The sequence below is a fragment of the Trebonia sp. genome (assembly GCF_030042015.1).
GTDB lineage: Bacteria > Actinomycetota > Actinomycetes > Streptosporangiales > Streptosporangiaceae > Trebonia.
Genome location: NZ_JASIAL010000458.1, coordinates 1 through 3,465 on the forward strand (window position 1 = coordinate 1; position 3,465 = coordinate 3,465).

The following is a 3,465-nucleotide window of genomic DNA, read 5'->3' on the forward strand; positions in this document are numbered from 1 at the left end:
CGCGGCAGCGGCGCAGGTGCCGCTCGAACCGGTCGCGTTCGGCGCCGTCGAGCGCGTCCAGCGCGTACGGCCCGGCCGGAGAGTGGGCGTGCAGGTTACGGCGGCTCAGTAGTCTCACCAGCTCACCCCCAGGCAGTCACGCAGCCGGATCAGCCCGTCGCGGATCCGTGTCTTGATCGTGCCGAGCGCGGTGTCGAGCAACGCGGCGACCTGCGGGTAGCTGTACCCGCCGTAGTAGGCCAGCGTGATCGACTCCCGCTGCAGCTCGGTCAGCCCGTCCAGGCAGCGGCGCACGCGTTCGGCTTCGAGGCTGGCCTCCACGCTCTCCGCGGTCTCGTCCACCGCGATCGGGGCCGGCGCGGACCGCTGCTCCCGCTCGGCCGCGGCGGTCTCGGACCGGACCCGGTCGATGGCGCGCCGGTGCGCGATCGTCAGCACCCACGTCGCCGCGCTGCCCTTGCCCGGGTCGAACCGCGACGCGGTCCGCCAGACCTCGAGCAGGACCTCCTGGGTGACCTCCTCGGACTGGGCGGGGTCACGGAGCACCCTGCGGATTAAGCCGTAGACCGGCCCGGCCAGCCGGTCGTAGACCGCCTCGAACGCTGCCTGGTCGCCGCGCGCCACCAGCGTGAGCTGCTTGTCGAGATCGGGGTCGCTGCGCTGGGCCGGATCAGGCGAACCCGGAGCCGAACGGAACGGACCCATGCCATGTGCCTCCACGCAGCCCCATTCGGTGCCGCCGCCCGGCCGGATTGGTCGCTCACCCGGGAATCTTGCTGCCCGAGCGTATCGGGCCTCGGCTCAGTCGCGGCTGAAGATCCGCAGGAAGAACAGGAACACGTTGAGCGCGTCGACGAAGATCGACGCGGCGATGAGCGGGGCGGAGTTGATGTCCGCATTGCGCCGCAGCCGCTGGAAGTCGAACATGGTCAGGCCGGCGAAGATCACCAGGCCCAGGATCGAGTAGATCAGCTCGCCGTGCGGGATGCTGACGAAGATCGCCGCGATGCCGAAGATGATGAGCGCGATCAGCGCGAAGAAACAGATCCGCCACAGCCACGCCAGATTCCGCCGCGTGGCGTACCCGGCCGCGCCGAAGCCGGCCATGAACAGCGCGGTCGCGCCGCCAGCCTGCCACAGGATCCGCGGGTCCATCGCGGCGTAGTAGGCGAGCGTCGGCGCCAGGGCCAGGCCGATGAGCACGCCGAAGACGAACAGCAGCACGGTCGAGGCGGTCGCCGAGCGGCGCGCGGCGAAGTTCATCGACAGCAGGCAGATGAACGCGACGACGTAGGCCGCCAACGCCACCCCGTGCGAGAGGTTGCGCCCCGCGTACGCGGCAAGCGCGAAGAACGCCGCCGTGGCCGCGACCAGCCCCATAGTCTGCCCGAAGAGCGTCTGAGTGCGGTCGCGGGTCGCATACCCCTGATAGGCCATGTTCCCGTACATGCGGTCATTCTCCCCCGCCGGTGCCGCCCCGCCGCGCTGAACATCGTTAATGTTCCCTTTACCCTTGAGCGCATGAGCAAGCTGCGGGTTCTGTTCATCGGGGGCACCGGCGTCATCTCCTCCGCGTGCGCCCGCCAGGCCGTCGCGGACGGCGTCGACCTGTACGTGCTCAACCGGGGGCAGAGCACCACGCGCCCGCTCTCGCCGGGCGTCCGCGAGTTGCGGGCCGATGTGCGGTCACCCCGGACCGTTCGGGATGTGCTTAAAGACCTTGACTTTGACTCAGTGGTTGACTGGGTGGCGTTCACCACCGAGCACGTCCGCACCGACATCGACCTCTTCAGCGACCGCACCGGGCAGTACGTGTTCATCTCCACGGCCTCGGCGTATCAGAAACCGCCGGCCCGGCTGCCCATCACGGAGTCCACGCCGCTGAAGAACCCGTTCTGGCAGTACTCCCGGGACAAGATCGCGTGCGAGGACCTGCTCGTCAGCCAGTACCGCGAGCACGACTTCCCCGTGACGATCGTGCGGCCGTCGCACACCTACGACGCGACCAAGACCGTGCTGTCCGGCGGGTGGACGGCGCTGGCGCGGATGCTCGCGGGCAAGCCGGTGATCGTGCACGGGGACGGGACGTCGCTGTGGACGGTGACGCACGCCACCGACTTCGCGCGCGGGTTCGTGCCGCTGCTCGGGCACCCGCGGACGCTGGGGGAGGCGTTCCACATCACATCCGATGACGTCCTCACGTGGGACCAGATCGCGCACGCCCTCGCGGCCGCGTTGGGCGTCACCGGCAACCTCGTGCACGTGCCTTCTGACGCGATCGCGGCGGCCGACAGGGAATGGGGCGCGTCGCTGCTCGGCGACAAGGCGCACTCGATGGTCTTCGACAACTCCAAGCTGCGCTCGGTGGTGCCGGGGTGGCGGGCGGTCGTCCCGTTCGAGCGGGGCGCGCGGGAGATCGCCGCCTGGTACCTCGCGGACCCGGCGCGGCAGGCCACCGACGAGAGGCTGGACGCGCTGATGGACAAGCTGGCGGGATCGGCCGGCCGCACGGCGGCCTAGCTCGCCCGCTCGATCCGGAACACGGGGTAGCCGGGAGCGACGCGGCGCAGCGTCTCCTCGGGTGAGTTGGCGTCCACGCCGTCGAAGAACGCGCCGACCTCGATCTTCCAGCGCTTGAGGTAGGCGCGCAGCACGTCCGGCTTGGCGTCGTCGCCGAGTTCGATCGCCAGGAACGGCTCGGCGCGGCGGCCGAGGCGCAGCTCGCCGTGACCGTCGGCGGCGCGCAGGTTGCGGACCCACTGGGTGGTGCCGCGCGGGGAGACGAGGTAACTGCCGCCGTCATATGCCAGCAGGTTCACCGGGGTGCTGCGCCATTCGCCGCTGGTGCGGCCCTGCACGGACAGCACCCGGGAGCCCCAGACGCTGACCCCGAGCCGGGTGAGGCCGGCGACGGCGCGGTTGAAGACCTTGGTGGTAGCGCCGGGGGCGACGTAGCGGGTGTTCATGGTTTGCTCCTAGTTCCGCGGCTCCCCGCGGGTTCTTTGCGAGAGCATTGATCTCTACTAAGATCAGTGAACACGAAGGGCTGCTATCCTGTCAAGAGCAGTGCTCTCGTTTTTGTCTAGCGATCTCTTGGGAGTGGTGATGAGTCCGGTCAACGCCAGCCAGACCGCGCGCGAGCGGGCCCGTGCCGAGCTGACGCGCGAGATCAGGCAGGAGGCGCGGCGGCAGCTCGCCAACGTCGGCGCGGACGGGCTGTCGCTGCGCGCGGTGGCGCGTTCGCTCGGCATGGTCTCCTCGGCGCTGTACAGGTACTACCCCAGCCGCGACGACCTGCTGACCGCGCTGATCATCGACGCGTACAACGCGGTCGGGTCCGCCGCCGAGGACGCGGTGAGCGCGGCGGCGGGCGCCGACCCGCGCGGCCGGTGGGCCGCGGCGTGCCACGCGATCCGCGGCTGGGCGCTGGCCCACCCGCACGAGTACGCGCTGATCTACGGCTCG

The 3,465-nt window shown here is 70.2% G+C and carries 6 protein-coding genes; 2 read left to right on the top strand and 4 right to left on the bottom strand.

Translation table 11 applies throughout. The features are described from left to right. The 3 genes from Q1N79_RS30860 to Q1N79_RS24580 all read right to left on the bottom strand — a co-directional run. A partial coding sequence (locus Q1N79_RS30860) for a zf-HC2 domain-containing protein (protein ID WP_367185138.1) occupies positions 1-118 on the bottom strand: 118 nt, incomplete at its 3' end. After that, on the bottom strand, positions 115-705 hold the full coding sequence (locus Q1N79_RS24575; protein WP_300612869.1) for a sigma-70 family RNA polymerase sigma factor: 591 nt from the start codon (positions 703-705) through the stop codon (positions 115-117). The genes Q1N79_RS24575 and Q1N79_RS30860, both read right to left, overlap by 4 nt. A gap of 96 nt (positions 706-801) precedes the next feature. Next, complete coding sequence (locus tag Q1N79_RS24580; RefSeq protein ID WP_300612871.1) at positions 802-1,449, bottom strand: Bax inhibitor-1 family protein; 648 nt, start codon at positions 1,447-1,449, stop codon at positions 802-804. A 72-nt stretch (positions 1,450-1,521) separates the two neighbouring features. Between Q1N79_RS24580 and Q1N79_RS24585 the strand changes: the two genes are divergently transcribed. Further along, positions 1,522-2,520: an SDR family oxidoreductase gene (locus Q1N79_RS24585; protein WP_300612873.1), complete on the top strand. Its 999-nt coding sequence runs from the start codon at positions 1,522-1,524 to the stop codon at positions 2,518-2,520. Here the strand turns inward: Q1N79_RS24585 and Q1N79_RS24590 are convergent. Beyond that, on the bottom strand, positions 2,517-2,966 hold the full coding sequence (locus tag Q1N79_RS24590; protein ID WP_300612875.1) for a nitroreductase/quinone reductase family protein: 450 nt from the start codon (positions 2,964-2,966) through the stop codon (positions 2,517-2,519). The genes Q1N79_RS24585 and Q1N79_RS24590 overlap by 4 nt on opposite strands. A gap of 139 nt (positions 2,967-3,105) precedes the next feature. On the opposite strand from Q1N79_RS24590, the gene Q1N79_RS24595 reads away from it, so the two are divergent. Next, positions 3,106-3,465 (top strand): TetR/AcrR family transcriptional regulator (locus tag Q1N79_RS24595; protein ID WP_300612877.1); only part of this gene is annotated, 360 nt, incomplete at its 3' end.

What these genes read in the sequence shown, in the direction of transcription:
- Q1N79_RS24575 (WP_300612869.1), bottom strand. Translation starts at nt 705, where the DNA reads ATGGGTCCGTTCCGTTCGGCTCCGGGTTCGCCTGATCCGGCCCAGCGC.
- Q1N79_RS24580 (WP_300612871.1), bottom strand. Translation starts at nt 1,449, where the DNA reads ATGTACGGGAACATGGCCTATCAGGGGTATGCGACCCGCGACCGCACT.
- Q1N79_RS24585 (WP_300612873.1), top strand. Translation starts at nt 1,522, where the DNA reads ATGAGCAAGCTGCGGGTTCTGTTCATCGGGGGCACCGGCGTCATCTCC.
- Q1N79_RS24590 (WP_300612875.1), bottom strand. Translation starts at nt 2,966, where the DNA reads ATGAACACCCGCTACGTCGCCCCCGGCGCTACCACCAAGGTCTTCAAC.